22 protein-coding genes and 1 tRNA gene are annotated in these 24,796 nt (G+C 56.4%); 12 read left to right on the top strand and 11 right to left on the bottom strand.

From position 1 onward, the window contains the following. The first annotated feature begins 164 nt into the window (after positions 1-164). The gene (gene trxB, locus ACIQ0G_RS03580; RefSeq protein ID WP_397576725.1) at positions 165-1,118 is read left to right on the top strand and encodes a thioredoxin-disulfide reductase; all 954 of its coding nucleotides are present in this window, start codon (positions 165-167) and stop codon (positions 1,116-1,118) included. A 126-nt stretch (positions 1,119-1,244) separates the two neighbouring features. Then, positions 1,245-2,417 (top strand): M48 family metallopeptidase, encoded by a 1,173-nt coding sequence (locus tag ACIQ0G_RS03575; RefSeq protein WP_397576724.1) that lies wholly within the window; start codon positions 1,245-1,247, stop codon positions 2,415-2,417. Here ACIQ0G_RS03575 and ACIQ0G_RS03570 read toward each other — a convergent pair. Next, positions 2,414-4,486, bottom strand: a complete 2,073-nt coding sequence (locus ACIQ0G_RS03570; protein WP_397576723.1) for a malate synthase G — start codon at positions 4,484-4,486, stop codon at positions 2,414-2,416. The two genes, ACIQ0G_RS03575 and ACIQ0G_RS03570, sit on opposite strands and share 4 nt — an antisense overlap. A 264-nt stretch (positions 4,487-4,750) precedes the next feature. Here ACIQ0G_RS03570 and ACIQ0G_RS03565 point away from each other — a divergent pair, with 264 nt between their 5' ends. The 3 genes from ACIQ0G_RS03565 (at position 4,751) to ACIQ0G_RS03555 (ending at position 8,413) form a co-directional block, all read left to right on the top strand. Next, positions 4,751-5,320: a TMEM165/GDT1 family protein gene (locus ACIQ0G_RS03565; RefSeq protein WP_324477817.1), complete on the top strand. Its 570-nt coding sequence runs from the start codon at positions 4,751-4,753 to the stop codon at positions 5,318-5,320. A 41-nt stretch (positions 5,321-5,361) separates the two neighbouring features. Next, positions 5,362-6,582, top strand: coding sequence for an argininosuccinate synthase (locus ACIQ0G_RS03560; protein ID WP_183941779.1), 1,221 nt, complete (start codon positions 5,362-5,364; stop codon positions 6,580-6,582). Between the two features lie 88 nt (positions 6,583-6,670). Then, positions 6,671-8,413, top strand: a complete 1,743-nt coding sequence (locus ACIQ0G_RS03555; protein ID WP_397576722.1) for an amidohydrolase family protein — start codon at positions 6,671-6,673, stop codon at positions 8,411-8,413. 34 nt (positions 8,414-8,447) lie between these two features. Here the strand turns inward: ACIQ0G_RS03555 and dnaN are convergent, their stop codons facing one another. Beyond that, positions 8,448-9,563 (bottom strand): DNA polymerase III subunit beta, encoded by a 1,116-nt coding sequence (gene dnaN, locus ACIQ0G_RS03550; RefSeq protein ID WP_324477822.1) that lies wholly within the window; start codon positions 9,561-9,563, stop codon positions 8,448-8,450. A gap of 141 nt (positions 9,564-9,704) precedes the next feature. On the opposite strand from dnaN, the gene ACIQ0G_RS03545 reads away from it, so the two are divergent. The 4 genes from ACIQ0G_RS03545 to ACIQ0G_RS03530 all read left to right on the top strand — a co-directional run bounded on the left by ACIQ0G_RS03545 (position 9,705) and on the right by ACIQ0G_RS03530 (position 12,799). Beyond that, entirely contained in the window at positions 9,705-10,352 is a 648-nt protein-coding gene (locus tag ACIQ0G_RS03545; protein ID WP_397576721.1) for a histidine phosphatase family protein, read from the top strand. 98 nt (positions 10,353-10,450) lie between these two features. Beyond that, positions 10,451-10,930: a hypothetical protein gene (locus ACIQ0G_RS03540; RefSeq protein WP_397576720.1), complete on the top strand. Its 480-nt coding sequence runs from the start codon at positions 10,451-10,453 to the stop codon at positions 10,928-10,930. Between the two features lie 45 nt (positions 10,931-10,975). Next, a complete protein-coding gene (gene rlmN / locus ACIQ0G_RS03535) occupies positions 10,976-12,214 on the top strand; it encodes a 23S rRNA (adenine(2503)-C(2))-methyltransferase RlmN (protein WP_306063957.1) in 1,239 nt (412 codons plus the stop codon). A gap of 3 nt (positions 12,215-12,217) precedes the next feature. Then, positions 12,218-12,799 (top strand): septation protein IspZ, encoded by a 582-nt coding sequence (locus ACIQ0G_RS03530; protein WP_397576719.1) that lies wholly within the window; start codon positions 12,218-12,220, stop codon positions 12,797-12,799. On the opposite strand, the gene ACIQ0G_RS03525 is transcribed toward ACIQ0G_RS03530, so the two are convergent. The 5 genes from ACIQ0G_RS03525 to cpdR all read right to left on the bottom strand — a co-directional run bounded on the left by ACIQ0G_RS03525 (position 12,796) and on the right by cpdR (position 15,660). Further along, positions 12,796-13,569 (bottom strand): thioesterase family protein, encoded by a 774-nt coding sequence (locus ACIQ0G_RS03525; protein ID WP_397576718.1) that lies wholly within the window; start codon positions 13,567-13,569, stop codon positions 12,796-12,798. The genes ACIQ0G_RS03530 and ACIQ0G_RS03525 overlap by 4 nt on opposite strands. 60 nt (positions 13,570-13,629) lie before the next feature. Then, entirely contained in the window at positions 13,630-14,205 is a 576-nt protein-coding gene (locus ACIQ0G_RS03520) for a hypothetical protein (RefSeq protein WP_397576717.1), read from the bottom strand. Then, positions 14,202-14,564 (bottom strand): hypothetical protein, encoded by a 363-nt coding sequence (locus ACIQ0G_RS03515; RefSeq protein ID WP_397576716.1) that lies wholly within the window; start codon positions 14,562-14,564, stop codon positions 14,202-14,204. The genes ACIQ0G_RS03520 and ACIQ0G_RS03515 overlap by 4 nt, the downstream gene beginning before the upstream one ends. A gap of 600 nt (positions 14,565-15,164) precedes the next feature. Next, positions 15,165-15,239: transfer RNA gene (locus ACIQ0G_RS03510), tRNA-Val, on the bottom strand. A 43-nt stretch (positions 15,240-15,282) separates the two neighbouring features. Beyond that, on the bottom strand, positions 15,283-15,660 hold the full coding sequence (gene cpdR / locus ACIQ0G_RS03505; protein ID WP_395629058.1) for a cell cycle two-component system response regulator CpdR: 378 nt from the start codon (positions 15,658-15,660) through the stop codon (positions 15,283-15,285). Positions 15,661-15,840: 180 nt separating this feature from the next. On the opposite strand from cpdR, the gene ACIQ0G_RS03500 reads away from it, so the two are divergent. Beyond that, positions 15,841-16,662: an N-formylglutamate amidohydrolase gene (locus ACIQ0G_RS03500; RefSeq protein WP_397576715.1), complete on the top strand. Its 822-nt coding sequence runs from the start codon at positions 15,841-15,843 to the stop codon at positions 16,660-16,662. Between the two features lie 246 nt (positions 16,663-16,908). Here ACIQ0G_RS03500 and ACIQ0G_RS03495 read toward each other — a convergent pair whose 3' ends face one another. From ACIQ0G_RS03495 to ACIQ0G_RS03485, 3 genes are all read right to left on the bottom strand, one after another. Then, on the bottom strand, positions 16,909-17,433 hold the full coding sequence (locus tag ACIQ0G_RS03495; protein WP_397576714.1) for a cytochrome b: 525 nt from the start codon (positions 17,431-17,433) through the stop codon (positions 16,909-16,911). A gap of 49 nt (positions 17,434-17,482) precedes the next feature. Then, on the bottom strand, positions 17,483-18,262 hold the full coding sequence (locus tag ACIQ0G_RS03490; protein WP_397576713.1) for a SapC family protein: 780 nt from the start codon (positions 18,260-18,262) through the stop codon (positions 17,483-17,485). Positions 18,263-18,326: 64 nt separating this feature from the next. Continuing rightward, a complete protein-coding gene (locus ACIQ0G_RS03485) occupies positions 18,327-19,754 on the bottom strand; it encodes an FAD-binding oxidoreductase (protein WP_397576712.1) in 1,428 nt (475 codons plus the stop codon). Positions 19,755-19,857: 103 nt separating this feature from the next. On the opposite strand from ACIQ0G_RS03485, the gene ACIQ0G_RS03480 reads away from it, so the two are divergent. Continuing rightward, entirely contained in the window at positions 19,858-20,361 is a 504-nt protein-coding gene (locus tag ACIQ0G_RS03480; RefSeq protein ID WP_397576711.1) for a hypothetical protein, read from the top strand. A gap of 115 nt (positions 20,362-20,476) precedes the next feature. Beyond that, positions 20,477-21,835, top strand: a complete 1,359-nt coding sequence (locus ACIQ0G_RS03475) for a DEAD/DEAH box helicase (RefSeq protein ID WP_397576727.1) — start codon at positions 20,477-20,479, stop codon at positions 21,833-21,835. A gap of 237 nt (positions 21,836-22,072) precedes the next feature. Here the strand turns inward: ACIQ0G_RS03475 and ACIQ0G_RS03470 are convergent, their stop codons facing one another. Continuing rightward, on the bottom strand, positions 22,073-24,790 hold the full coding sequence (locus ACIQ0G_RS03470) for a TonB-dependent receptor (protein ID WP_397576726.1): 2,718 nt from the start codon (positions 24,788-24,790) through the stop codon (positions 22,073-22,075). Positions 24,791-24,796 lie beyond the last annotated feature (6 nt).

Here is a 24,796-nt window from a genome sequence, read left to right as displayed (position 1 = left end):
TTTAGCCATGAAAATGCTCCCTAAACCCGTGTTTCGGCCCGCCTGATAAGTTGCCGACGTCATAATGTGAAGCGCTAATTTAATGGGGATAAGTCGGGCGGCGCACTTGGCCAAAGCGGTGGCTGTGCTTATGTCCGAACCGAACAGAATCAGAAAGACCGTCCATGACCGAAAATCGCCACGCCCCCGTTATCATTATCGGTTCCGGTCCAGCCGGATACACCGCGGCGGTCTATGCCGCGCGCGCCAATCTGACGCCCATGATGATTACCGGTGTTGAAATCGGCGGGCAGTTGATGACCACGACCGAAGTCGACAACTGGCCAGGTGATGATGCGGGCGTCATGGGCCCCGAGTTGATGGAACGGATGCGCAAGCACGCCGAACGTTTCGGCACGCGGATTGAAAATGACTATATTGAAAAGGTCGATTTTTCGAAGCGGCCCTTTGTCCTGACGGGTGGCGCGGGTGATTACACCGCCGACGCGGTCATCATCGCCACGGGGGCAAGCGCGCAATATCTTGGCCTGCCGAGCGAAACTGCGTTCATGGGCAAGGGCGTATCGGCCTGCGCAACCTGCGACGGCTTTTTTTACCGCAACAAGCCCGTCGCCGTCATCGGCGGCGGCAACACCGCGGTCGAAGAGGCGCTGTACCTAGCCAATATCGCAAGCCATGTGACCTTGGTCCACCGCCGCGACAAATTGAAGGCGGAGAAGATCTTGCAAGACCGCCTGTTCGCGCGCGAAGCCGAAGGCAAAATTACGATCAAATGGAACCATAGATTGGATGAGGTTCTGGGCGACGCGATGGGTGTCACGGGCATGCGCATCGCCGCGACCGACGGCAGCGGGACCGAAGATATCGAACTGCATGGCGTATTCATCGCCATCGGGCACAAGCCAAATACCGGCATTTTCGAAGGGCATCTGGATATGGCCGGCGGCTATATCAAGGTGCGCGGCGGTTCAGAGGGTCAAGCAACGGAAACAAGCGTCCCCGGCGTATTTGCCTGCGGCGATGTGATGGACCATATCTATCGCCAAGCATGCACCAGCGCGGGCACGGGCTGTATGGCTGCTCTCGATGCGGAGCGGTTTATCGACGCTGTTGCGTAAATTGGCGGGCGTTTAAACCAAGGCGGCCCCCACGCCATAAACCCCCATATGCCGCCCGTCCGCAAGATGCGGTTGCATGTCCATGCTGTGTGATATAACTAACACAGCATATCGGAGGGAATAGGCATGGCATTTGATCCAGCGACAGAGACCGCGCGTTATATTGACAGTCTGGGGCCAGAGGCGCTGCAAAAGGCCGAAAGCTATACCATCGCCACGCATTGGATGTTGTTGGCGGGGTTGGTTGTCACCGCCATTGTAACATGGATTATTGTACGCCCGGGCCTGCTCGACCGCCTGTCGGCGAAACTGCAAAATCGCGGCTGGGCATTGCGGACATGGACAATTTGCGTTGCCTTTTTCGTCATTTCGGCCGTCATCAGCCTGCCATGGGGCATTTACGAGCAATGGGGTTTTGAACGATCCTATGGCCGGACGGATCAGCCATTGTCTGACTTCCTCGCGCAAAATGCCATTGGCATCGCGCTGTCGAGCATATTGGGCGGGCTGTTTTTCCTCGGCGTCTATGCGCTTATCCGCCGTGCAGGCAAAACATGGTGGATATGGTCCGGTGGCCTTGCGGCTTTTGCAGCGGCGGCGACGATATTGCTCGCGCCTGTGGTGATTGAGCCGATGTTCAACGAATATAAGCCGGTCCCTGCGGGGCCAGTGCGGACGGCGTTGCTTGAAATGGCGGACGAAGCCAATATTCCGCATGACCGTGTGCTGATGTTTGATGGCTCACGCCAATCGAACAACTTCACCGCCAATGTCTCGGGCGTTTTTGGTTCGGCGCGGATTGCGATTTCCGACGTTGCGCTCAAGCAGGCGTCATTGGACGAGGTGAAGGCCGTAACGGGGCATGAGATTGGGCATTATGTTCTTGGCCATGTCTGGCGGATGGTCTTCGCCATTGTGTTCATTGCGATGCTTGGTTTCTTTCTGGCCGACCGGTTGTTCAACCGGGTCGCGGCCTTATTTGGCAGCAAAGCGACCATCGGCGACCCCGAAGGATTACCGATATTGTTGCTGATCGTCTCGGTTCTGGGCCTGTTTGCGCAGCCGGTGGTCAACAGCGTGACGCGTGTCGGCGAAAGCGAGGCCGATGCTTATTCGCTTCGGACGGCGAATTTGCCCGATGCGCTTGCAGGCGCGTTGGTGAAGACCGCCGAATATCGCTACCCGCGGCCATCGGCGTTGCAAGAGGTGATATTCTACTCGCACCCGTCGGTTGAAAACCGCGTGCGCCGGGCGATGGAATGGAAAGCGGAGCAGCTTAAAAAAGCCGAGGCACGTTAAGCCCCTGCTTTCTTCTCCTGTCGGAATTTGTGCAGCAATGGTTCGGTATAGCCATTGGGCTGCGCCACGCCTTCGAAGATGAGCGCACGGGCGGCCTTCAATGCGATGCTGCCCGATGTGAGCTTTTCGTAAAGCGGATCGCCCGCATTTTGCGCGTCGACCTTCGCCGCCATTTTGGTGAGCGCGGCGTCCACCTGCGCCTCGGTCGCAATGCCGTGGAGCAGCCAGTTGGCGATATGCTGCGACGAAATGCGCAAAGTGGCGCGGTCTTCCATCAGGCCGATGTCGTGAATGTCGGGGACCTTTGAACAGCCGACGCCTTGGTCAATCCAGCGAACGACATAGCCAAGTATGCCCTGTGCGTTGTTCTCAAGCTCTTGCGTGACCTCTTCATCGGACCAATTATGGCCGACGGGCGCAACGGGAATGGTCAACAAGGGATCAAGGCCCGGCGTCGGTTCCTGTGCCAATTCAGCCTGCCGCGCAAAGACGTCAAACTGGTGATAATGCATCGCGTGCAGCGTTGCTGCGGTAGGTGAGGGGACCCATGCAGTGTTGGCACCAGCCTTGGGATGCCCGATTTTCTGCACCATCATGTCGGCCATCATATCGGGCGCGGCCCACATGCCTTTGCCGATTTGCGCCTTACCCGAAAGACCACAGGCAAGGCCGATTTGGACGTTGCGCGCCTCATAGGCTTGGATCCAGCTGCTCGCTTTCATCTCCGCCTTGCGGATCATGGGGCCGGCCTGCATCGCGGTGTGCATTTCGTCGCCGGTGCGATCAAGGAAGCCGGTGTTGATGAAGACGATCCGGTCTTTCACCGCGTGAATGCAGGCCGCAAGGTTGGCGCTGGTGCGGCGTTCTTCGTCCATCACGCCGACCTTGATGGTGTGGCGCGCAAGGCCAAGCACATCTTCAACCGCATCGAACAAAGCGTTGGTCAGCGCGGCTTCTTCGGGGCCGTGCATCTTGGGTTTTACGATGTAGATTGAACCGGCGCGGCTGTTGCGATGCGTGCCAAGACCTTTCAGGTCATGCAGCGCGCATAAAGAGGTGAACAATGCGTCGAGAATGCCCTCGGGCGCTTCGCTGCCATCGGGCAACAGTACCGCCGGGTTGGTCATCAGATGCCCGACATTGCGCACGAACATCAAGCTGCGGCCAGCAAGGGTAAGGCCGTCATAATTGCGGTCCGCCTCAAGCGCGCGGGTCATTGTCCGCCCGCCTTTGTCGAAGGACGCAACCAGATCACCACGCATCAGGCCAAGCCAGTTGGTATATGCCGCAACCTTGTCCTGCGCGTCGACGGCAGCGACCGAGTCTTCCAGATCAATGATCGTGGTTAGCGCAGCTTCAAGGATGACATCGGCGATATGCAGTTCGTCGGTCGCACCAATGGGGTGCGCGGGATCAACCAATATCTCGATATGCAAGCCATTCTGTTTGAACAGATAGCGTTTCGTGGCACCCGATGCGGTTTGGGCAACGAAGAAATCGGACGTCCCGCCTGACAACACGGCTTCCCAACCGGGGATGCTGTGGTTCAGGAAATTGCGCGCATAAGCGATGACGGCCGCGCCGCGATCCGCATCATAGCCACCCGCGCGGGCCGGCGGGGCATCGAGCGCATCGGTGCCATATAAGGCATCATATAGGCTGCCCCAACGGGCATTGGCGGCGTTGAGCACGAAGCGGTCGTTGAGGCTCGGCACGACTAACTGCGGCCCGGCCATCGTCGCGATTTCCGCGTCGACATTTTGCGTGCCAATGGCGAATGGCGCTGGTTCAGCCACGAGATAACCAATGTCGCGCAAAAATGCCTGATAGGCCGGCATATCGCTGATCGGTCCGGGATTGGCCTTGTGCCAGGCATCGATTTGGGTTTGCAGCGCGTCGCGTTTGGCGAGCAGCGCGTGGTTCACCGGCACAAACCGCTCCAGAATATCGGCTAGCCCCGACCATAAAGCATCAGCGGCTATGCCCGTGCCCGACAGCGCGCGGCTTTCAACGAAACGCGCGAGTTCATCGGCGACCTGCAGGTTTGCGCGGGTTACATATTCAGTCATGACTTTGGCTCCAGTGGGACGTGGTGCCTGGGGAGATATTGTTGTTATTGCGGCCTCTCTAGCGATAGTTTGGACGGTGCAAAAGCGTTTAATTGCGGGTAAGGGATGGGCCATGAAACTGACCCAGCATCTTGTTGACAAGCGATAGTGCTGCACAGATATGCCGACGCAACATTGTTGATCGCCCGCTAAACATCATTATCACTCGGCCGCGCGGGGTTGTGGGTGGCATTGCGTTTTTAACTGCCTGATCCGGAAAGCATTATGGAAATTTTCTTCGCATCTACCTTGCTTGTTGCCGTTGCCGAAATCGGCGACAAAACAATGCTGCTCGCCATATTGCTGGCGACACGGTTTAAAAAGCCGCTGCCGGTCATCGCCGGCATTTTTGCCGCGACAATGGCCAATCACGCGCTCGCGGCATGGGCGGGCAGTGCGCTTGCCAGTGTCTTCATGAGCGATACATTTCGCATTGCGGTCGCCATTGGTTTCATCCTGATGGCGGCCTGGACGCTTATTCCCGACAAGGTTGACGACGATATGAAAGTCGCATCGCAGCGCGGGGCATTTGTTGCGACGACAATCGCGTTTTTCTTGGTCGAGATGGGCGATAAGACGCAAGTCGCAACAATCGCGCTTGGCGCGCAATATCATGCCGTGCTGGTGGTTGCGGCCGGAACAACATTGGGCATGATGATCGCCAATGTCCCTGCGGTCTATCTGGGTGAGAAGCTGGTGGAAAAGGTTTCGCTGCGCATTGTGCATAGGATTGCGGCGTCGATGTTCCTCTTTCTGGGGCTTTGGCAGTTGTGGGAGTTGTCGAACCCCGCCTAAGCTGTTAGGCGCGCGGCGGATATTCAGCTTCGGAAAATGATATGACCAAAGACAGCGTTAAAAAAGTCGTCCTCGCATATTCGGGCGGGCTCGACACCAGCGTCATCCTGAAATGGCTACAGGTAGAATATGGCTGCGAAGTCGTCACCTTCACCGCCGATCTGGGGCAGGGCGAAGAGCTTGGGCCAGCACGCGAAAAGGCTGTGCTGATGGGCGTGCCCGATCACCATATCTATATCGATGATTTGCGCGAAGAATTTGTGCGCGATTTCGTCTTTCCAATGATGCGCGCCAATGCGCGGTATGAAGGTGACTATTTGTTGGGTACATCGATTGCCCGTCCGCTCATTTCCAAACGGTTGATCGAGATTGCCGCCGAAACCGGCGCGGACGCGATTGCGCATGGCGCAACGGGCAAGGGCAATGATCAGGTGCGGTTCGAACTTTCGGCCTATGCGCTGAACCCCGACATCAAGGTGATTGCCCCTTGGCGTGAGTGGGACCTGACGAGCCGGACACGGCTGATCGAATGGGCCGAACAGCACCAGATCCCTGTGCCCAAGGACAAGCGCGGCGAAAGCCCGTTTTCGACCGACGCCAACCTGTTGCACACTTCGTCCGAAGGCAAAGTGCTTGAGGACCCATGGGACGAAACGCCCGATTATGTGTACTCGCGCACCGTCAATCCAGAGGATGCGCCAGACACGCCCGAATATATCACCATCGATTTTGAAAAGGGCGACGGCGTCGCGCTGAACGGCGAAGCGATGTCGCCCGCGACTTTGTTGGCTGCGCTGAATGATCTTGGCCGCAAGCATGGCATTGGCCGCCTTGATCTGGTCGAGAACCGCTTTGTCGGCATGAAATCGCGCGGCATGTATGAAACGCCCGGTGGCGAGATTTATGCCCGTGCCCATCGCGGTATTGAAAGCATCACGCTCGATCGCGGCGCAGCGCATCTTAAGGATGAGCTGATGCCGAAATATGCCGAGCTTATCTATAATGGCTTCTGGTTCTCGCCCGAGCGCGAGATGCTGCAAGCCGCGATTGACCATTCGCAGACCTTGGTGTCCGGCACCGTGCGGCTGAAGCTGTATAAGGGTCTGGCGAGTGTTGTTGGCCGCAAATCGCCCAACAGCCTGTACAGCGAAAAAGTTGTGACGTTTGAGGACGACGCTGGCGCTTATGACCAAAAGGATGCGGCGGGCTTCATCAAACTGAACGCCCTTCGCCTGCGCTTGCTGGGACAGCGTAAAGCGTAATTTCACCGAGCAATCGTGATCAACGCGACCCCACTTTAACCGTCCGATTAAGTCTGATAGGCTCTCCTTTAGGAAGAGGAGAGTCGATATGCATGATTTGGTCATTCGCGGTGGAACGGTCGTTGATGGCACGGGCGCGCCGCGCTTTGTTGCCGATATTGCGGTCGATGGCGGCATCATTACCGCTATGGGCCAAATCAGCGCTTCGGGCCGCGAAGAGATTGATGCGTCCGGCAAAATCGTCGCGCCGGGGTTTGTCGATATCCATACCCATTATGACGGCCAGGCAACGTGGGACAGCGAGATGGGTCCGTCGAGCTGGCATGGCGTCACCACGGTCGTCATGGGCAATTGCGGCGTTGGCTTTGCGCCCGCGAAAAAGGACAAGCATGATTGGTTGATCGGCCTGATGGAGGGTGTCGAGGATATTCCCGGCACCGCGCTCGCCGAGGGGATGAAATGGGATTGGGAAAGCTTTCCCGATTATCTTGACGCGCTCGAACGCCTGCCGCGCACTATCGATATTGGCACGCAAGTTCCGCACGGCGCACTCCGCGCCTTTGTCATGGGACAGCGCGGCGCGGATAATGAGGAGCCAACCGAAGCCGACATCGCCGAAATGGCGCGGCTGGTGGAGGAAGGCTTGCGCGCAGGGGCTTTGGGTTTTTCCACATCCCGCACGGTGCTGCACAAATCGATTGACGGCGAACTTGTCCCCGGGACCACGGCGACCGAACCCGAACTGGTGGGCATCGGCCGCGCCATGGGCAAAGTCGGGCATGGGGTGTTTGAGCTCACCACCGATTTCTTGGAAGAATGGGACGAGTTCGGCTGGATGGGCCGGTTAAGCCGCGAAACGGGGCTGCCCATCGCCTTCACCATGTTGCAATCGCCCATCAAGCAAATGCCGTGGACCGAACAAATGGCAGGGATGTGCCATGCCAATGACAATGGCGCGAACCTCGTCGCGGCGATTGGCCTGCGCGGTATCGGCGTCATCATGAACTGGCGCGGCACGGTGCACCCATTCATGCGCAAACCAAGCTGGCAGAAAATCGCCGGACTGTCGTGGGACGAACAAAAGGCGAAGCTGTCCGACCCGGCGTTTAAGGCAGCGATGTTGGCGGAGGATAATTTGCCGCCGCCTTCGGTCGATATGGCCCCATTCTTCATGCTGGTCACCGCCGCATGGGCGATGCAATTCCCGCTCGGCGATGGCTTTAGCTATGAACCCACACGCGAAGAAAGCGTCTTCGGCTTTGCGCAAGCTGCAGGCAAAGAAAGCGCCGAATACGCCTATGACCAGTTGATGGCCGACGATGGCAACGGCATGATTTACCTGCCGATATTGAATTATATGGATGGCAATTTGGACTTCACCAAAGAGCTGCTCCAGCGAGATGATATCGTCGCGTCGCTCTCCGACGGCGGCGCGCATTGCGGGACCATTTGCGACGCGGCGTCACCGACATTTCTGCTCAGTTACTGGGCGCGTGACCGTAAGGCCGGAACAATACCGCTCGAACTGGCCGTCAAGCGGCAATGCCACGACACGGCGCGGCTTTATGGGCTGAATGATCGCGGTGTGCTGAAACCCGGCTATCTGGCCGATATCAACGTCATCGATTTTGATGCGTTGAAATTGTTGAAGCCATGGTTGGCGTTCGACCTTCCAGCGGGAGGCAAAAGATTGCTGCAAAAGGCTGAAGGCTATGCCGCGACGATAAAATCGGGCGTTGTCACATTCCGTGATGGCGCGATGACGGGCGCTTTGCCCGGTATCGTGGTGCGCGGTCCGCAGAGCATCGATATGGCGGAAGCGGCGGAATAAGGGAGGGCTTCCAGCGCGGAAGCCACTCCATTTATTAGACGCGCATTGGCATCAAAACGTACAGCGCCGCTGACTTGTCATTCTCGCGAATGAGCGTTGGGGCGCTGGCGTCGGCCAAGTGAAGCTCGACGATGTCGCCTTCGATTTCGCCCAGTATGTCCATCAAATAACGTGCGTTGAAGCCGATTTCGAAGCCGTCGCTGCTATATTGGCCCGACACTTCTTCGGCGGCTGTGCCGTTTTCAGGGCTGGTGACCGACAAAGTGATCTTGTCTTTATCGAGCGCCATTTTGACAGCGCGGGTTTTTTCGGTGGCGATGGTCGCCACGCGGTCAACGCCTTGGCTGAATGCCTTGGGGTCGATGCGCAGCAGCTTGTCATTCGCGGTTGGAATGACGCGGCTGTAATCGGGGAATGTGCCGTCAATCAGCTTTGATGTCAGGATGACGCTGTCAAAGGTGAAGCGGATTTTGCTCGCCGACAGATCGATCTGGATGACATTGCCGCCGCTTTCGTCAAGCAGCTTGCGGATTTCGGCGACGCATTTGCGTGGCACGATGATGTCGGGCATATTTTCTGCGCCAGCCGGACGCGGCAGCGTGACGCGGGCGAGGCGGTGGCCATCGGTGGCCGCTGCCTTCAACACAGGATCGGCATCGTCGGTGACGTGCAGGAAAATACCGTTGAGATAATAACGCGTTTCTTCGGTCGATATCGCAAAGCGCGTCTTGTCGATGATTTGGATCAGCGAGCTTGCGGGAATTTCGAACGAGGTGGGCAATTCGCCCTCTGCGATTGTTGGGAAATCCTCACGCGGCAGCGTTGCGAGCGAGAAGCGCGCGCGGCCAGCGTTCACCGCCATGCGGCCATCTGCGGCGTGCAATTGGACTTGCGAACCTTCGGGCAATTTGCGCGCGATTTCGAACAAGGTGTGCGCCGAAACGGTGGTTGCACCGGGGGTTTCGACATCGGCTGCAAAGGTTTCAACGACTTGCAAATCAAGGTCCGTCGCGGTCAGCTTGATCTTGCCGCCTTCGCTGGCTTCGATCAGGACGTTCGACAAAATGGGGATAGTGTTGCGCCGTTCCACAACGGATTGGACGTGGCTCAGGCTTTTCAGCAGGGTCGCGCGTTCGATCGTGGCTCTCATTCAAATTCCCCTTATCGGGCATGGCGGGCATAAAGCAGCCAAAAATCCCTATTTCTATGGCGACTCTTCCATAACCGCTTTGGCCAGCAGGGCAAGCCGATAGGTTTTGCGTCGAAGAATATCCTGTGGAATAAGGCCATTATGACGATTTCAACAAACGGTAGACGGCTTTTCATCGCACGGCATGGGGAGACGGTGTTTAACAAAATTGCGCGGATGCAGGGCCAGGCGGAGCTGCATACCCCGCTGACATGGGAAGGTTGCGTGCAAGCGCGCGCGATGGGCCGTGCGTTGGCAAACTATCTGGGCGACGACCCCACGCCGCAGCTTTGGTCGTCCACCGCTGGGCGCGCGTTGCAGACGCTTGCCTTGGTCGCAGAGGAAATCGACGCCGACTGGCACCAAACGATGCGCGACGACCGGCTGCTGGAAATTGACGTGGGCCTGTGGTCGAGCCGGACCTATGCCGACATATCCGCGGAAATCGGCCCAATCGTCGATATAGAGCACAAGCTGTTTTCCGTGCGTCCCGACGGTGGCGAATTTTACGACGATGTCGCGCAGCGGCTGCGTCACTGGATAGCGGATCAAAGCTTTGAACAGGACATGCTGATCATTTGCCATGGTATGACGGCACGCGTGCTGCGCGGGGTATTGCTGGGGCTGGAGCCCATGGAACGCTTTGGCGCGCCCATCGCCCACAGCCTTGCGCAGGGCAGCATGGTGATGATCCGCGATGGTGTCGAAACGCTGGTGATTGATGGCGACGGCGCCGGGGAACGTGCTTGAGGTTTGTCACCCCACATGATGTGGTCTCCTGCGAAGGCAGGAGCCCAGAACAACCCGGCGTAGCGCCGCGCTGGATTCCGGCATTCGCCGGAAAGCACATGCTTTTTATGCTTGCGTTGACGTTTGCGGTTGCCGCGCCGCTGTCTGCCAAAGACCGGCTTGGCGTATATCAAGGGTGGGCGGCGTTTCGTGACCCGGATACCCCCCGCTGCTATGCGATTTCGGAACCCGACGAGACGATACGTCCACCAACGCGGGCGGCTTATGTCTCCATCGGTTTTTGGCCAAAGCGCAGGGTGACGCACCAGCTTTACGTGCGGCTGTCGCGTGATCGGGCGGCCAATAGCGGCGTGACATTGACCGCGGGCGGCAGGCGCTTTCGGTTAAAGGCCGACAGCAACGCGGCATGGGCGGCGGACCGGCGGATGGACTTGGCCATTATCGCCGCCATCCGCTCGGCAACGTCGCTCAGCATCGAAACGATTGGCCGCGATGGCAAGTCGATTGTCGATGGCTACGCATTGCGCGGTGCGCCCAGTGCAATTGATGCGGCGGCGTTGGGATGTGCTGTGCGATAGCATAGCTGGCATTTCGACGATTCATTGCGTATACGCGCGGCCATCATGCAGATTCCCGGCCATATAGACCCCGTTGTCACCCCACGCGCGATTACGCAGCGTGCGGATGGCCGAATTGACCTTTTGGGCTTGAACCATCTCCAAATTCGTCAGCTGTTTGAAGAATCGCAGTTGGATGAAAAGGCGGCAAAGCTGCGGTCAAAGCAGGTGTTTCATTGGATATACCATCGCGGCGTGACCGATTTTGAAGCGATGACCGACATCGCCAAAACCATGCGCCCTTGGCTTGCCGACCGCTTTGTCATTGGCCGGCCAGAGGTGGTCGAGGCGCAGGTTTCAACAGATGGCACGCGCAAATGGCTTTTGCGCACCGATGATGCCCAAGATTATGAAATGGTGTTCATTCCCGATGCGGATCGCGGCACCTTGTGTATCTCATCGCAGGTGGGCTGCACGCTCAACTGCCGTTTCTGTCATACGGGTACGATGCGACTGGTGCGCAACCTGACACCGGGCGAGATTGTCGGGCAGGTCATGCTGGCGCGCGATGCGCTTGGCGAATGGCCAAAGGGCAATATGGCGTCGGTGGCGGACGATGATGAGGATGATGATGTCGGCCATTACACCGCCGACGGCCGTATGCTCACAAACATCGTGTTGATGGGCATGGGCGAGCCTTTGTATAATTTCGACAATGTCCGCGACGCGATGAAGATCGTTATGCATGGCGATGGCCTTGGCCTGTCGCGCCGCCGCATTACGCTTTCGACGTCTGGCGTTGTGCCGATGATGGCGCGCGCGGGCGAAGAAATTAACGTAAACCTCGCGGTCTCGCTGCACGCGGTGACCAAGGAAATCCGAGACGAAATCGTCCCCATCAACCGCAAATATGGCATTGATGAACTTTTGCGCGCTTGCGCCGAATATCCCGGCGTCAGCAACGCGCGGCGCATTACATTTGAATATGTGATGTTGAAGGACAAGAATGACAGCGACGAAGATGCGCGCGAGCTCGTCAGCCTCATCCGCCAGTATAAACTGCCGGCAAAGGTCAATCTGATACCGTTCAACCCATGGCCCGGCGCGATCTACGAATGTTCGGATCCAGAACGCATCAAGCGTTTTTCCAGCATCATTTTCGAAGCCGGCATCAGCGCGCCCGTGCGCACACCGCGCGGCCGCGATATCATGGCGGCGTGCGGCCAGCTGAAATCGTCCAGCGAAAAGAAAAGCCGCGCCGAACTCGACCGCCTCGCTGAGGAAAAACAGGCGGCGTTAGGGTAAGGCATGGCCGCGCAGGGAGCAGAAGTGAACGGCGGCGTATTTGCGCGCCACAACCGCCTGCCATTTGCCATTGATATCATCACGGGCCTATTGTTCTACTTTGTTGCAAAGTTCACCGATTTGCAGACCGCTGCGATTGTAGGCGTGGTCGTCGGGTTCGGGCTCGTCCTGTTCCAGCGCATAACGAAAATTGATGTCACCGGCGGGCTTGCGCTCTTCGGTATCTTGATGCTCTGCATTTCGGCCGGCCTCGCAGTTTGGCTGAACGATGATGAGTGGATAAAATTACGCGGCACAATCACTGGATTAATCGCCGCCAGTTTTTTCATTATCGATGGCGCGCGCGGCGGCCCTTATATCGGCAAAGGTTTAGCGCGGTATATGCCCTATTCGGATATCCATGCGGGCCGCTTTGCTATCGTCATGGGCGTTATCGGCCTGATCATGGCGGCGCTGAATTATGGCGCTGCAAAATTGCTGACGACGGACAATTGGCTGTTCTACAAAACCTTTGTCGATAATTTTATCGTTATTGGTCTTGTGATGTTTGCCATGCGCTTTGTCCGCGCCAAACAGGCTGCTTAAGCGAAAATTGCCACTGACTGCATGCCGGTAAGCACAGCTTCACCGCGGCTGTTCCATGTGGTCATATATTGGCTGCTTGCGCCGTTGGCGGCGTGATGCGTTTCGCTGGACAGATACCACCATCCATCTTCGGTCGTCGGCGTATCCGTCAGCATGTTGATCTGCCAGTTCATGGAGCTCACCATGCCCTTTTCGGTCATCAACCCCATCGCAGACGGCGGCAATGCGTCCCCAATGCAGATAAGCTCTGCAATATGGTCAAGCCCGTCATGTTCGGTGAAGCGATGCCAGCTGGCGAGCCGGTTGGTGGCCAACCCCAGTTCGAGCCGCTTGTCCGGATATTGCATATGGCCCGTGAAAAACTCAGGCGGGCCGCTGCGTACATTGCCCGCGGTCGGAAGTGGCGGAAATGCGGGCTGGGCGACGTTGATATAGTCCAAATGGCTCTGCCGACGGTTCATGAAAATGAACGTGCAGGTCAGGCCAATGCCATCTGCGCCCATGATGTCCGCCTTGATAAATGCCGTGTTCTTACCGCGACGCAGGATATTGGCCTGCACCTCAACATCACCGGCCAAGGGACCCACAAATGCGATTTGTGCGGACTGGAGCGGCGGTAAATCCTCCGCAGTCAGCTTGGCCGCTTGATAGGCCAGCGCCGAACTTAAGCCACCATAAGAGGTGCGCCCCTGATGCCAAGTGGCGGGGATGGATATCTTGTGCGATGCGGCGCCCGGTTCGAATTGGGCGAGAAGGGATGCAAGGTTCATGGTATTGACTTAGCGAGGGAAAATTAAAGCTGCAAGGCGCAGCCGAAATCGCGCTGGGGTTTACACGCGGCGACGTGAAATGAAAAATGTCAGCGCAAACGAGAGTATCGACAGGACTATTACAGTACCCGCGACATCGCCGATAAAAATCGTGCTCGCAAGTTCCAGTGGCAGCACTGCGTGCCCTGAAAGAGTATAATAAAGGTTATGAAGCAAAGCGTTTGATGCTGCGCACAACGATCCCAATGCAAAGAAATGAACCGTTTTTAAATCAGCTAAATCTGGCTTCGTCGTAAATAGCATCTTGAAAATAGCGATGCCGATGAGTGGAGCTAAGCCCGACATTACAGACAAAGAAACAATTTCTAGTAAGCCATCGCTTAATCGTAAGCCATCGTTTACTCGGTCTTGGACGACAAGGTAGCTGCCAATAATAATGCCGAAAACGCCTGCCTCCCGAAAAACGAGAGGATAGATAATGCGTAACGCTGCAGGCAGATATATGAGGTGAGCATTAGGATTTAGGGCTAAATGCTGAAAAACATAATCATTTGCTGAAGCCAAGCCATACCACGCCAGCCCTAAGCCGATTACAAGTAGAACCCACCCCAACCAATCCTTGAACTTAGCCGTCATACAGTTCGCGGAGATTGCCCAAGAGCCGCAATGCCTTCACTAATGCTCGCCATGTAATCTCTTGCGAGCTTCGTTGGTTCCACGAATTTCACACGCTTATCTTTGCTGTCGGTGCGCAAACAAACTAGCCCTTTGTCGCGCAGGGCGATTATCCTGCGATACGCTGTCGGCTGCGAACCGAAGCGTGCATCGCTCATCACTTCGCTGACCATGATATCGTCACGCTCGTGCCATTTCACGATCAGCGCATCCAGCAGCAAGCCTTCGTCCGCATTTAACGTGTCAAAAGGTGACAGCTGCCTAATCGCATTCAGCATATCCAGCAGTCGGACAAAGGACGGCGGTGGCGGTCTCGTCATGTCATTCGCCTTTCTGCCCCTCGATGGCACGATGCCTCCAAAATGGTTTCAATTTTGAAAGGTTTTACTTGCATTGCCGCCGCTTGGCGAAGTAACTGTTATCTAAGAAGGTTTATAAGACATTTTCATTTTGCGTCAAATCAACTTTTCCCTGCTGGAGCAGCGGGCACAGGATCATGGGACTAGATGGGGCGGTTCAGAGCAAAATATGATTCATAAAGCTATAAGACGCATATTTTTTTGTAGGTTCAACGCGCACGTCCGCAGTCGCAAACACGCGAAGATGGGTGGGAGTTTTCCAGTTTCGAAATGCAACTATTGCGGAGTAGCCATGGCTAAGCGCGGCAATGGCAAATGGGAAGCTGATGATACGTAATCAAGAGATTCAAGCGGGTGACATTGCTTGAGTGACCCAGAGAGCATGATGCGATTCATGATCTCCACTTCACCCAGTTATCTCACGATAACTGGGTTTTTTTGCGTTGTTTTGTCGTGGACGTGGGAACTCAATCGCTTGAAAAACAGCAAAAGTTTTATGCCCCCCGGTCGGTGGGAAAATAAAAAACCCCGCCGTTCCATTCGGACGGCGGGGTTTTTAAATGGTGGGCGTAGCAAGGTTTGAACTTGCGACCCCTGCAATGTCAATGCAGTGCTCTACCGCTGAGCTATACGCCCATTATGCCGCAGCCTCTAGCTGGGCTTTTGCTATCATTCAAGCCTATTTCAGCTCGCCAAAACTTTCCTTGGAAAACAGCCGTTCGACTTCAAGGACAAGGTCTTTCAAATGGAAGGGTTTGGACAATATTTTGGCGCTTGGCATGGACGCGCTCGCGCGCAGTGCCACGGCCGAAAAGCCGGTGATAAACATGACCTCCGTGCCCGGAGACACGCGGTTACAGTGGCGCGCGAGTTCAATGCCGTCCATTTCGGGCATCACAATATCGGTGAGCAGCAGATCGAAATGTTCTTGTTCCAGCAAGGGCGCCGCCGCTGTGCCGCGGTCGACCGCGACCACATCATAGCCCGACCGTTCCAGCGCGCGCGCGAGATATTCGCGCATGGCCTGTTCATCTTCGGCGAGCAGAATGCGGGTCATACATAATCCTTAAACATCTTTTGGGGCGCCAAATTGCGGCGCCGGCTGTATCTATAATTGCAGAGGCTTAATTTTTTTTCACCATTTTGCGCAAAACCTGCCAACAACATATTTTAGTCTCATAAAGAGGGCGTGTTGGACATATCGGCATCCGGATTTGCAATGTGGGGAACGGAGAATATGTCCGTGCCTGTGTTGCTGTCTGTGCCGCACGCGGGACGCGACTATCCCGCAGCTGTCATTGACGCGCTGCGCGTGCCGCCGGCATCGCTTGTCCGGCTTGAGGATCGCTATGCCGATCTATTGGTGCGCCGTTCGGTGCAGTTTGGCCATCCGGTCATCGTCGCCCACCGCGCACGCGCCTGGATCGACCTGAACCGCGATGAACAGGATATCGATGTTGAGATGGTCCAAGGCGCACAGCGCGCGGATTATCCGCCGCCCGGCGTGAAGCAGCGCGGCGGCCTTGGCCTTGTGCCGCGCCGATTGTCGGGCGAAGGCGATTTGTGGAAGCGCCAGTTCACTTTAGACGATATCCATGACCGCATTGCGGCGCTGCATCGGCCCTATCATCTGGCCGTATGGACGGTGCTTGAAAATATGCGGCAAAAATTCGGGGTCGCGATCCTGCTGGATGTGCACAGCATGCCGCCGCTCCACAACCCTGCAACAGGCGCGGGGCCGCAATTTGTAATTGGCGACCGGTTCGGCAAAAGTGCAGCCTCGCAATATGCCGAGTTGCTGATGTCCCGTTTGCAGGGGCACGGCTTTACCGCTGCGCTCAACCACCCTTATGCCGGGGATTATATCCTGCGCCGCCATGCCAGGCCGCGTGCCAATATCCATGCGATCCAGTTGGAAGTGGACCGGTCGCTCTATCTTGATGCGGATTTGCGGCAGCCTGGGGCTGGCGTTGAACCGATGAAGTTATTGATAGCCGGATTGGTGGAGGCTTTGGCGGACGAGGCGCTTGGTTCCTCTGCGTTGATTGCTGCTGAATAAATCAACCCGATTCGCATAAAAAAACCACCCCGGACTGCTCCGGGGTGGCCGAGGTTCAGGGAGTTGATGCCGGTTAGGGCATCGTTGGACAGAAACGGGAGGGGAAGTCTCCGTCCAGACCCAAGAATGGGACCTGAGCATTGCAGTTTCAAGTCAGAGCAAAAACATTCTGGCCCAATGCCGTTAAGGCGAGGCATTGGTGCGGGCAGTTGTTGCGCTGGCTATGTTGACGGCACCAACGCCCGTTTAAGGCCACATTCTTTGGATAAAGGGCATTTTGTCGATGAACTGATGCTTCAAAGCGCCCAAAATATGCAAGCCGATGAGAATGATCAGCGGCGCGACCAATATCTCATGCCCCTCATTCCCGATGTCCGCCAGCATCGCATTTTTGCCAACCGCCATATCGAGCGTGAACAGGCCAAAGAAATCAACAGGCGCAGCGTTGCCCTTGGCGCCGATCATCAGCCAACCGGTCAGCGGCATGGCGATCATCAGGACGTAGAATAATATATGGGCGCTATGGCCGGCTTTGGCCTGCCAACCCGCGACCTTATCAGGCAGCGCAGGCGGGCGGTGGGTCAGGCGCCATAAAATGCGGCCAATGGTCAGTATCAAGATGGAAATGCCAATGGCCTTATGCGGGCTCATATAGGCAGCGCGCGCGGCGCGGGGCAGACCTTCGCCCAAATTTGCCAACAAGATGTTGGCGCCGATCAATATGGCAATCAGCCAGTGAAACAGGATCGCGATTTTGCTATATTTTGCCATGCCGTCACTTCCCTTGATGGACAGTGACGGCATGAAGCATTTGGCCTGATTAGGTCGAAGGCAGTTCCGTCACCTGCGGTACCTTACCTTGTGCAACCTGAACTGCAAATATTTCCCGCATTAACTGCAACGAGAACAGATGTGCGTGGATGAGTGCAAGGATGCCATTCTGGTTCAGCTTGCGGACGGTGTCGCCGCGCAATTCGCGCAGTTTCGCTTCGTCGATCATTTTGAAACCACGGTAGATGAATGGCTGTTCCTGACCTTCTTGTTGGATCGACACTTCGCCGTCCATTAACAGGTCAAGCTTTTGCAGCTCTTCAACAAAGGCGTGGGTTTGCGCACCGGCATTTTCGAATTCTTCGCAGAATTTCAAAATAGCCTGTGTGTTTTCGCTTGGCTTGCCATCGTCGAACAAGGGCGTGCCTTCTTCGAATTCACCAACGGCGCCCGATGTGGGGTCAAAGCACAAGGACAGCTCTTCGGTGTCGGGACGCAGCTTGGCCAACAAGAATGGATAGCGGCGGACATATGCAGGGACGTAAACGGGACGCTCGAAAAAGCCTTCCTCGTTCATGAAAGTGTTTACGCCTTCGTTCATGCCCATCAGGACCAGCGGAACAGGATTGTCTGTTGCGGAAAAAATGATGGGATAGGTGCGCGATGCTGGGACGAACTCTTCGATCGTCAACGGGATCGCATGCTGCCCTTCAAGGAACTTTGCATTCTCCAACAGGCGCGATTTCCACGTGAGGTGATCGTTGCTGTTGAGCGGGATGAGGTCTTTGTACAGAAGCGGCAAGTTGGCGGCTTGGGGCGCTGTGGCCATGTGAAACTCCAGTGCTTGTTATGGGGCAAAAATTTAATGCGGCGCTTTAGTCGGACAGCAGCCTTTACGCAAGTGGAACAAGCTTGCCGGGGTTCATAATGCCAAGCGGATCGAACGCGCTTTTAATGGCCCGCAGCGCCGAAAGCCGGGCAGGCTCGGCAAGCCGCGCGAATTCGTCGATTTTGGATTGGCCAATGCCATGTTCAGCCGACAATGAACCGCCATAAGCGCGCACGCGATCATAGACGTGCGACGTGATCGCCTTGCCATCTTCGGCGTACCAAGCCGTGACATCGACGCCTTCGGGGGCTTTTACATGGAAATGGATGTTGCCATCGCCCAAATGTCCGAACGCAACGGTCTTGGTTCCGGGGTAGTCCGCTTCGATACGCGGCGATTCTTCCTCAATGAAGCGCGCCATGGCCGCGACCGGAACGCTGATATCATGCTGCAGCGCGGCGCCGGCGGCACGTTCGGCCTCCGCAATCGAATCGCGAATTTTCCAAAAAGCTTCTGCCTGCATGTCGCTGCTCGCGATCGTCGCGTTTTCGAGCAAATTATGGGCGATCGCATCTTCAAGCAGATGCATGGCCAGCTCGCCGGGGCTGGACTGGGCAGGGTCGTCCTGCACAAATTCCATCAAAGCATGCCAGCGGTGCGTGGTGTCGACCGGCGGCCGTGTGCCCGAAATATGCGTGAGCACGGCAGCAAGTGCGCGTTGGGGAAGGATCTCAAAGCCCTCCAAACGATCGCGCCCATGTTTCTGCATGAACAGCAAAAGTTCATATGCCTGTTGCGGGCTATCAATGCCCGCCCACACGACGCAGCGGTCAATAAGCGCGGGCACGGTTTGCAGCACGGCCTTGGTCACAACGCCAATCGTGCCTTCACCCCCGATCAGCAGTTGTTTCAGGTCATAGCCGCGATTGTCTTTTTTCAACGGCGCCATGGCGTCATAAATCGAGCCATCGGGCAGAACAGCCTCAAGACCCGCAACGAGCAAACGCATTGTGCCGTGCCGCAACACTTGCGTGCCGCCCGCGTTGGTCGAAATCAGACCGCCAACGGTTGCCGACCCCTTGCCCCCAAGCGTGAGTGGAAAGCGCCGTCCGGCCTGCGCGGCGGCTTCATGCAGGTTCTGCAAGATGACACCCGCTTCGCAGCTTATCAGGCCGGCGTCTGCATCTATCGCGGTGATATTGTTCATCCGCCGCATCGAAAGGATCAGTTGATCGCCGCTGCTGTTTGGCGTGGCCCCGGCGACCATCCCGCTATTGCCGCCCTGTGGAACCAGTGACAGCCGATACTTCGCGGCAATCCGCACAATTGCGGCAACTTCTTCGGTGGTGGCCGGTGAAAGCAATGCTGCGGCGGCGCCTGTAAATCGGCCACGCCAGTCGGTCAGCCATGGGGATATGACGTCCTGATCATCCGAATAGCCCTTTGGTCCTAAAATAGAGCGAAGCTCGGATAAGGCGTTTACATCTGGCACGGTATTTCCCATTATGTGCAAAGGTTCAGGGCATTTAATTCATGATACGTTCAACCCTATCGGGTAAAGTCGGCAGAACTTCAACTTCATACCGGAATGTTTCTTGCGCATAGTTTTTGCCATAATCCTGCTTGCGGCCGGCCTGACAACCGTGTCGCAAAAGGCTTGGGCCGATTTTAATGTCGACATGGCGCACAATCCGTTCGCGCCGTTCGTCAGGTTGAATACCGAATTTGACCAAGTGCGCATTGACCAACGCATCATCATTCGTTTGCCGAGCCCCGCGTCGGCGCCAGCGGCCGTGGGCGCACAGCGGCAATCGGTCGCAAAGCTGCAATATAAAGAAAAGAAAATCGGCAAATGCCTTTGGGTCGACAGACTGGGCGGATCGCGTCCCGGACCCGACCGCACGCTCGACCTGTTGACGCGCGACGGCATCCTTATCCGCGCTTATTTGGGTGACGGTTGTCTGGCGCGGGAGTTTTATGCGGGCGCTTATATGGAGCGGTCATATGACGGCAAATTATGCGTGGATCGGGATGTGTTGCATGCCCGCACCGGGGCAAAATGCGCGATCGATAAATTCCGATTGTTGATACCGCGATAGCGCCGGGCGCATTCGGCCAATTACCTTGACATTTCTGCCCGCAGAGACCAATGCCGACCCTCGTCGCTATGGCTTTGGCACCGGTGGCACAGCATCTTCTTTTCCGGAACAACATATGCGTTTTGCCGATATCGGCTTGTCTGATGAATTATTGAGAGCCTTAAGTGAGGCTGGCTATGACGAGCCAACCCCTATTCAGGCCGCTGCTATCCCGCAGGTCCAGATGATGCGTGACATCATCGCAATCGCACAGACGGGCACGGGTAAAACCGCGAGCTTCGTCCTTCCGATGATCGATGTGCTGGCCAATGGCCGTGCGCGTGCGCGCATGCCGCGCAGCCTCATTCTCGAACCGACGCGTGAACTTGCGGCGCAGGTTGCCGAGAATTTCGAGAAATACGGCAAATATCACAAGCTATCGATGGCGCTGCTTATTGGCGGTGTTCAAATGGGCGACCAAGTGAAGGCGCTTGAAAAGGGCGTTGATGTTTTGATCGCGACGCCCGGACGACTGATGGATTTGTTCGAGCGCGGTAAGATTTTGCTGACGGGCTGCGAAATGCTCGTCATCGACGAAGCGGACCGTATGTTGGACATGGGCTTCATTCCCGACATCGAACATATCTGCACAAAGTTGCCGGCGACGCGTCAGACATTGCTGTTTTCGGCAACGATGCCGCCGCCGATTAAGAAGCTGGCGGACAAGTTTCTGTCGAACCCGAAATATATCGAAGTCGCGCGTCCCGCGACCGCCAATATCAATATCGAACAGTTTTTGGTGAATGTATCGCCGATGAAAAAGCGCGATGTGTTGCGCGATCTTTTGCGCACGGAAGATGTGTCCAACGCGATTATCTTCTGCAACCGCAAGACGACGGTGCGCGAATTGAACACCAGCCTGCAGCGCCATGGTATGCGTTCGGGCGAAATTCACGGCGACATTGATCAGGCGTCTCGCCAGAAGCAATTGGAAGCGTTTAAGAACGGTGACATCAATCTGCTCGTTGCGTCCGACGTGGCCGCCCGCGGCCTTGACGTTAAGGGCGTCAGCCATGTGTTCAACTTTGACGCGCCATGGCACCCCGATGATTACGTCCACCGCATTGGCCGCACAGGCCGCGCCGGTGCCAAGGGCAAGGCATTTACCTTTGTCACCAAGGCCGATGAAGAAGCCATTGAAAACATCGAAAAGCTGATTGGCACCAAGATCGAACGTCTTGGCAAGATCGAGGCTCCATCGGGTGAACCCGAAGAGCGCGCACCCGCAAAGCGCGGCCGCAAGCCAACAGAGCCAAAAGCCAAGTCCGCACCCGCAGAAGCGGCGGCACCAGTGGAACCCAAGCCCGCCCGTAAAAAGGCAGCGCCAATGGTTGAAGCTGAAGCAGCGCAAAAGCCAAGCGCTGCGCCAGCGGGCGATGACGGATGGAACGGTCCCATGCCCGGCTTCCTGGGCGTCGGGTTTGGGACGTCTTAACTAGGCTTTCGAGCAGGCCTCTGTTCCGAAATACCCTTAAATCGTCATCCTGAACTTGTTTCAGGATAACGCATGAACGTCGCATGTTATCCTGAAACAAGTTCAGGATGACGAATAGGGTCGCGGTCGCTGTTCCCTATGGTGCCAGAACGCCCGTCATAACACCCGTTTCAACCCACCCAACAAAAAAGGGCCCGCATCGCTGCAGGCCCTTTTTCGTTTAGGTTCGCGAAGTTCTTAGAACTTACCGCGCAATGTGATGCCATATGTCCGTGGCTCAGCAAGGAAGTGCGACATCAGCTGGCGACCACCGGGATATTGCCCATCCACAAATGGTGCCGAGGTTGCACCCGCCTGGAATGGCGAGTTGAACGCGACCTGCGCATAATCTTGATTGAAGATGTTCTGACCCCAAAGCTCAATGCCCCAGCCTTCGTCCGGACCACGAAGACCGATACGGGCGTTGAATACCGCGAAACCATCTTGCTCTTTCTGCGGGAACAGGTCGGAACCGGTGTTGTAATCGCTGGTCATACGACCGTCGATATACACAAGGCCGCTCATGCCATTGCTGCCAATGTCAGGAGTCCATGTGACGCTTGACGTTGCAACCAGTTCTGGCGCGTTGGACAGATTGTCGCCCGGCAACTTACGCAATGCGGGGTCAAGTGGTGCGCCGGTTTTGCTGCCGACCAGATTTTCACGATAGCTGGTGTTTGCATATGTCAAACCTGCCGCCACGCGGAAGTTGCGTGCTGGCACCAAGGATGCTTCCAACTCGACACCTTCAGCGCGCACGCCGTAGCCCACGTCGCTTGGCGCACAGGCGCCCGTTGTTGCCGCTGCTGCGTTGAAGTTGGAGCCTGCTGCCGACAAGCTCTGGTCACGGTCGGCGCCGGCCAAATCCGTGCCGCAACCGTTGATCGACTGCACAAGGAATACGGTGCCATTGAACGTATTCAGCTGAAAATTGCTGAAGTCCGAACGGAACGCAGAAACGCTCAGGCCCAGTGGACCATTTGAGAATTTCGCACCGATTTCATAGCTGTCGACCAATTCGGGGTCGAATTGCAATCTGCCCGTCAACGCCTGCGCGCCGCCCGATGCTGCAAATGTGCCGATTGGTGACTTCAGTGCTGAACGGTCAAGGTTGAAACCACCAGCCTTATATCCACGGGCGAAGCTGCTATAGACCAACAGGTCGTCGGTTGCTTTCCATGACAGGATTGCGGTGCCGGTGAATTCGTCTTCACTGCGCTTGTCATTGATAGACACGCCATTCAATTCCGCTGTTGAGTTGCCCTGACAAGACAGGCCAATCAACGAACCCGCAAGTGCACGCGCTGTTGCCGTTGTCTGCGGGTTCACCAAGTCGTCGGTCACAAGGCCTTGGACGGCCGTACAAACGGTGTTGTCATTGCCAAAGGTGGCGTCAAACTTCTTCTTGTCGCTGGTGTAGCGCAGGCCAAGCGTCAGATCGAGCGCATCTGTGATGTGCAGGATGTTGTGCGTGAACGCCGCGAAGTTCGTGCCGTTCTGGAAATAACGGTCGTTGGTGGTGCCCAGATCATTAAGGTTATCAAGCCGCGTGAACGCCGCCAGAATATCCGGGCCGGATAGACCCGAAGCGCCACCGATGGTTGCTGTGCCGACGCCTGGGATGACGCATGATGGGCTGGTGGGCGAATATAGCCCGGCGAAACCGCCACCCGAAATGATGCGGCATGTTGCAAAGCGGCCATATTGGTTGCCGAAACGCAGGTTATCACGAACCGTCAGTTTTTCATTGGCGAAGAAGCCACCGACGAGCCAGTCCAGCTTTCCGCCGAATGCTTCACCCTGCAAACGCAGTTCCTGGGTAAAGGTGTGGAATTGACGATAGGCATCATCGCCCGGCGCACGGTACAGAATGTCGACCTCACCATAATCGGTGTCCGAAGCCTGACCTGAGCGATACTGGCGATAGGCGGTAATCGAGGTCAAAGTTGCGCCGCCAAAATCATAATCGACCTGGCCGGAGAAACCATAATCTTTGGTTTCGCCGCTGAAGACGCGGTTCGGGCTGACAGAAACCTGACGGCCAAATCCTTGGTTGAACGCAGCCAATGGCTGGCCAAGGTCACGCAATACGTTGACGATGTTGTTGGATGTCGCTGTTGACGCCACGCCGGTCGTGCTTGGGTTGTTCAGGTCGCCAATGAATGGATTGACGGACCGGTCCACATAGGTCGCGGCACAGCATTCTTCGTTTCGCGAGGTATAGTCTGCAATCAGACGTACCGACAGCGCATCGGTTGGTTGGAACAACAACTGGCCGCGCAGGAAGTAGCGGTTACGATTGTTGATGTCGCGGCCATTTTGGTCGTCACGGTAGAAACCGTCACGCTTTACATAAACGCCATCAACGCGGAACGCGACCTGGTCCGAGAGTGGGCCGGTGATGCTGGTTGCAGCGCGCATGAAGTCATAATTGCCGTAGGTCAGCTCGCCATTAACACCAAAGGTGAAGCTTGGCTTTTTGGAATATATGCTGATGAGGCCCGCCGACGAGTTACGTCCGCCCAAGGTACCTTGCGGTCCACGCTGCACTTCAACGCGGTCGATTTCGCCGAGTTCGTTCAGACCAATGCCCGAACGCGAACGGTATACGCCGTCGATGAAAACAGGGACCGAGCTTTCGAGGCCGGGATTGTCACCGACCGTTCCAATACCGCGAATACGGGCAGAACCATTGGCTTCCGAACCTGTCGAAGACACGAGCAACGATGGTGCAACCTGGTTCAACTGGCGAATGTCGTTCGCGCCGCTATTTTGGAGGGTTTCGGCATTAACGGCGGAAATGGCGACTGGCACGTCAGACAATAGCTGGCTGCGGCCTTGCGCGGTTACAACGATTTCTTCTTCCGCTGTATCGTCGGCCTGAGGGGCTTCCTGCGCAAATGCGAGGCTTGGCACTGAAAG

The sequence above is a fragment of the Sphingorhabdus sp. genome, assembly GCF_044354325.1.
GTDB lineage: Bacteria > Pseudomonadota > Alphaproteobacteria > Sphingomonadales > Sphingomonadaceae > Sphingorhabdus_B.
This window is presented reverse-complemented; position numbering and strand designations above follow the sequence as displayed.

Bases quoted from the DNA above. Each gene is read 5' to 3' on its own strand.
- trxB (WP_397576725.1), top strand. From the start codon at position 165: ATGACCGAAAATCGCCACGCCCCCGTTATCATTATCGGTTCCGGTCCA.
- ACIQ0G_RS03575 (WP_397576724.1), top strand. From the start codon at position 1,245: ATGGCATTTGATCCAGCGACAGAGACCGCGCGTTATATTGACAGTCTG.
- ACIQ0G_RS03570 (WP_397576723.1), bottom strand. From the start codon at position 4,486: ATGACTGAATATGTAACCCGCGCAAACCTGCAGGTCGCCGATGAACTC.
- ACIQ0G_RS03565 (WP_324477817.1), top strand. From the start codon at position 4,751: ATGGAAATTTTCTTCGCATCTACCTTGCTTGTTGCCGTTGCCGAAATC.
- ACIQ0G_RS03560 (WP_183941779.1), top strand. From the start codon at position 5,362: ATGACCAAAGACAGCGTTAAAAAAGTCGTCCTCGCATATTCGGGCGGG.
- ACIQ0G_RS03555 (WP_397576722.1), top strand. From the start codon at position 6,671: ATGCATGATTTGGTCATTCGCGGTGGAACGGTCGTTGATGGCACGGGC.
- dnaN (WP_324477822.1), bottom strand. From the start codon at position 9,563: ATGAGAGCCACGATCGAACGCGCGACCCTGCTGAAAAGCCTGAGCCAC.
- ACIQ0G_RS03545 (WP_397576721.1), top strand. From the start codon at position 9,705: ATGACGATTTCAACAAACGGTAGACGGCTTTTCATCGCACGGCATGGG.
- ACIQ0G_RS03540 (WP_397576720.1), top strand. From the start codon at position 10,451: ATGCTTTTTATGCTTGCGTTGACGTTTGCGGTTGCCGCGCCGCTGTCT.
- rlmN (WP_306063957.1), top strand. From the start codon at position 10,976: ATGCAGATTCCCGGCCATATAGACCCCGTTGTCACCCCACGCGCGATT.
- ACIQ0G_RS03530 (WP_397576719.1), top strand. From the start codon at position 12,218: ATGGCCGCGCAGGGAGCAGAAGTGAACGGCGGCGTATTTGCGCGCCAC.
- ACIQ0G_RS03525 (WP_397576718.1), bottom strand. From the start codon at position 13,569: ATGAACCTTGCATCCCTTCTCGCCCAATTCGAACCGGGCGCCGCATCG.
- ACIQ0G_RS03520 (WP_397576717.1), bottom strand. From the start codon at position 14,205: ATGACGGCTAAGTTCAAGGATTGGTTGGGGTGGGTTCTACTTGTAATC.
- ACIQ0G_RS03515 (WP_397576716.1), bottom strand. From the start codon at position 14,564: ATGACGAGACCGCCACCGCCGTCCTTTGTCCGACTGCTGGATATGCTG.
- cpdR (WP_395629058.1), bottom strand. From the start codon at position 15,660: ATGACCCGCATTCTGCTCGCCGAAGATGAACAGGCCATGCGCGAATAT.
- ACIQ0G_RS03500 (WP_397576715.1), top strand. From the start codon at position 15,841: ATGTCCGTGCCTGTGTTGCTGTCTGTGCCGCACGCGGGACGCGACTAT.
- ACIQ0G_RS03495 (WP_397576714.1), bottom strand. From the start codon at position 17,433: ATGGCAAAATATAGCAAAATCGCGATCCTGTTTCACTGGCTGATTGCC.
- ACIQ0G_RS03490 (WP_397576713.1), bottom strand. From the start codon at position 18,262: ATGGCCACAGCGCCCCAAGCCGCCAACTTGCCGCTTCTGTACAAAGAC.
- ACIQ0G_RS03475 (WP_397576727.1), top strand. From the start codon at position 20,477: ATGCGTTTTGCCGATATCGGCTTGTCTGATGAATTATTGAGAGCCTTA.